The sequence below is a fragment of the Micromonospora sp. NPDC006766 genome, from assembly GCF_040636055.1.
Taxonomy (GTDB): Bacteria; Actinomycetota; Actinomycetes; order Mycobacteriales; family Micromonosporaceae; genus Micromonospora.
In genome coordinates this window covers 1-3,701 of record NZ_JBEYIX010000117.1, presented here as the reverse complement: position 1 = coordinate 3,701, position 3,701 = coordinate 1, and the positions used below count along the sequence as shown (strand labels likewise).

Annotated in this window: 3 protein-coding genes and 1 pseudogene; 2 read left to right on the top strand and 2 right to left on the bottom strand. The window is 67.8% G+C overall.

Annotation, left to right across the window (positions count from 1 at the left end):
- Positions 1-177 precede the first annotated feature (177 nt).
- Together ABZ671_RS32510 and ABZ671_RS32505 are read right to left on the bottom strand one after the other, a co-directional pair.
- The gene (locus tag ABZ671_RS32510; RefSeq protein ID WP_357865337.1) at positions 178-357 is read right to left on the bottom strand and encodes a hypothetical protein; all 180 of its coding nucleotides are present in this window, start codon (positions 355-357) and stop codon (positions 178-180) included.
- 33 nt (positions 358-390) lie between these two features.
- Positions 391-1,691: pseudogene (locus ABZ671_RS32505) on the bottom strand (DUF4419 domain-containing protein).
- 345 nt (positions 1,692-2,036) lie between these two features.
- Between ABZ671_RS32505 and ABZ671_RS32500 the strand changes: the two are divergent.
- Positions 2,037-2,213 carry a hypothetical protein gene (locus ABZ671_RS32500; protein WP_357865335.1) on the top strand — a complete coding sequence of 59 codons (177 nt, stop codon included), beginning with the start codon at positions 2,037-2,039 and terminating at the stop codon, positions 2,211-2,213.
- Between the two features lie 271 nt (positions 2,214-2,484).
- Positions 2,485-3,492: an RNA polymerase subunit sigma-70 gene (locus tag ABZ671_RS32495; protein ID WP_357865333.1), complete on the top strand. Its 1,008-nt coding sequence runs from the start codon at positions 2,485-2,487 to the stop codon at positions 3,490-3,492.
- Positions 3,493-3,701 lie beyond the last annotated feature (209 nt).

Genomic DNA, 3,701 nt, shown 5'->3' with positions numbered 1-3,701 from the left:
CCGGCATCAAGCCCGAGCCCGACGAGCCCACTACAAACGACGCCTCAACGCCGAACTTCAGCCATGATCCCGAACGGCGGCTGCCGTACTAGGCATGTCACTCCCTGTAGGCCTTGTTCGGTGCTGTCGAGTCTGGACGCGTTCGGTCGTGCCGAACTGCGGATAGCGCGTCACAGACTAACCGGTGAGTCGGTCCAGTTGATCGAGTCGGCCGGTTTCGAGGTGGGTGATGTCGCCGTCGGAGTCGAGGGCGGTGTCGAGCAGCTGCGCGAGCGAGGTGCCGTATACCGGGACGTCGGCGGGGTCGTCGACCAGGCGGAAGCGGGCGTCGAACTCGTCGGACCGTGCGGCCGCCACCTCTTGGACGCGGCAGAGGACCCAGTGGGCCGACTACGTTTCGTCGTCGAGGGCGGCGCAGCTGCTTCGGCCGTCGCCAAGGTCGATGATCGCCAGGAGCGACCGGTCCTCGGGGCCGCGGTAGACCCGGCGGTGCTCGGCCACCGGCAGCAGCCGCCACGTGTCGAACAGCTTCGCGGAGCCGATGCGCCGGTAGAGCGCCACGACCTCGGCGGGCGCGTCGAACAGGCTCATGGGTTGCGGCGGGGTGGTCTGGTGGTCGCGCACGATTCGGTCGATCACGTCGTCGATCTCCACCGCAGCCGGTGCGAGGTACCAGCCGGCCACCGGCCGCAGTCCGCCGTCGTCGTCCTGGGCTACGCCGACCAGGCCGGCGTGCAGGGCCAGCGCCCGGTTGTCGCCCGCCACCCGGTCGTTGACGTTGATGGTCGCCCGCGACAACGTCGCGGGTACCTGGTCGGTGCGGATGCCGACACCGCGGTGGAAGCCGCGGCCGTCGACGATCGCGTCGCGCGGCTCGTCGATGGGCAACTCCAGCAGCGGATTCGGCTGGTCCACCACCCCTTCACCGCGAAGGTACGGGTACAGTCGCGCTGCCCAGCCGGTGACCACCTCACCGCCGTACGCGTCGACGGGGTTGTAGATCCGCCGCCAGAACGCCACGTCCACCTCGCCGGACGCGGCTCGGACGAACTGGTCGGCGATCGGCGCGAGCGACCGGCACCAGTCTCCAGGCCGAACCCGGCGATCGCGTCGACTCGTGCGCGGATCTTCTGCCAGTCCTCCACGGTGCCGGTCAACGTGATCGACGGGATGCCGCACACGCACACCAGCCACAGCGAGAAGTACGGCGAATAGGCGTCGAGCAAGACGATCCGTCCTGCGAGCCGGTCGACCTCTGTGCTGGTGGAGAAGTCGCACTCGAACACGTCAGCGTCGCTGATCTCGGCAGCGAGCAGCTTGTGGAATGACTCCACCACGTCCTGCCAGGAAGCCGCGTCCTGCGGCATCGGCCCGTCCACGGCCACGGTGAGCCTCTTGCGGCCGGCGTGGCCCACCAACCGGGGGCGCAGCTCCTCGGCGTGCAGCCGGATGTGTTGGGCGACACCCTGCGCGATGGTCAACCACACCGCGTCGGGGGACAACACCAGCGGGCGATGATCGGCGAACGCGCGCCCGACAGCGTCGAGCAGCGGATGCACCCCGTCCGGCACGAGCACCGGCAGCGCAGGATCGCCGCCGAATACCAGCGCGTCCCCGAACAGTTCGCGCAGCGGCCGGGTGGGCAGGCCCTCGGCTGCGAGGGTCGCCTCGTCGACCCGGAAGGTCACCATGGCGCGACTCTAACGCCTGCTCGCCCGGGCGCGATCCCGCAACGAAGTACCCATCTTGCCCCTGTCGTCGCGTGGCGTTCCCGGCGTAGTGGATGTAGCCGATGAGAGGGCGTTCCGTTGGGGCCAGTGTGGTTCCTATTCCGCCACGTATGGTCCACACGGTTCGCAGTGCCCAAAGCGCGCGACTTGGGCCGGACGGATGGCCGCGCGTACACCTCGAGAGCGCCGGAGCTCGGCGTTGATCGGCCGAGCACGTCCGGCGACGAATTCAGCCAGCCTGCGAGCGCGAGAGCTGTCAGGGTGGATCCCGAACTCACCGACATTGATCATGGCTAGGCGTCGCAGATGGAGCGCGGGCCAACCGGTGAGGAACTAACAAAGGACTCTGCCCTCAACAAGGTCGCCGTCGAGAAGCTCTTTGAACTGCTGGACGAGTTCCTACAGCGACGCGCCGAGCACGGAGACGTGGCGAAGATCTTCGACGAATACTGGCGCTGGCGGAGAGAGCAGCCCTGGTCATGATCAGGTCCCAGCGAGCCGGCTGAGTGCGGAAGGATTCAGCCAGTTCCGGACCCTGATGGCCCTTGAGTAGCAGGCGCCGGAAAACAACGCTTAGCCGTGCTGGCCCCACCTCGACATCGAAGGCGTTCCCGACCCCGGAGCACCTCCCCTGGATCGACCCCACCCATCCGGCCCGGCGAACGGCCCGGTGTCCGTGGCTTCGCCGATCAGAAATCCTCCGCCACGTCGTCAGTTCAGTTAGCACTCTCGCACCGGTGGAAGGATTAACGACATGACCGACGCCAGACGGCTTGGCGCCGCCGAAGCCACATTCATCGCGGCGGTCCGCGCGGACGATACCGCGCGGTTCGCGCTCCTGACTGAGCGCCACCGGCGTGAGCTGCAGGTGCACTGCTACCGGATGCTCGCAAACTACGAGGACGCCCAGGACATGACGCAGGAGACGTTCCTGCGAGCGTGGAACAAGCGGGAGTCGTTCAAGGGCCACGCGGCCCTGCGGACCTGGCTGTACCGGATCGCGACGAACGCCTGCCTCGACTTCCTGAGGAAGCGCGACGACCGCACACCCGTACCGTCCGAGCTGCCGGACCCCGACTCCGAGGTGCTGTACCTGCAGCCGTACCCCGACCGGATGCTCCCCGAGGACCCACAGGAATCGGTGGTGGCGCGGGAGACGATCGAGCTGGCGTTCATTGTCGCCGTCCAGCACCTGCCGCCGCGGCAGCGGGCGGTGTTCATCCTGCGCGACGTCCTCGGCTGGCCGGCGTCGACAGCCGCCGAAGCCCTCGAGCTGACCGTCGCATCAGTGACCAGCGCACTGCAGCGGGCCCGTGTGACGATGCGCGAGCAGCTGCCCGACCGCCGCCTCAACTGGCGGAGCCCCGCCACCCACGAGCTGTCGAATGACGAGCGCGGCGTGGTGAAGTCGTACATCGAGGCCCATGAGCGCAACGACCTCGACAGGCTGATGTCCCTGCTGCGCGACGACCTACGCTTCGCGATGCTGCCCGATCCGGGCACCGTGACCACGACGGCCAAAGACGCGGTCAACGGCTGGCTCTCCGGTGGGCTCTTCCAGCGCGGCCACGACGACTGGCGCGGTATGACCACGACGGTCAACCGCATGCCTGCCGCCGTGCTGTACCTGCGCAACCCCGACGACCCCGAGTACCGGCTCTTCGCCATCGCGGTCCTGCACATCGTCGACGGGAAGATCGCCGAGCTCACCGGATTCGACGCCGCCGACAAACCATGGCTGGACCTGCCACCGACACTGTGATCACACATGTCCCCATCGTCGACAAGTCCACCGCACGCCGTCACCGAAGTCACCGCGGAATGAGCACCCCAACTGCCTGAACACCATGCGACAACGCGAACACCACCGCCCCGCTGTCCGCGGCCAGTGAAAGATCCCCATAGGCGGCCATTTACCGCCCCGCTGATGGCCAGGGTTCTCCCCGTGGATGGCCAGATATCTCCCCGCTG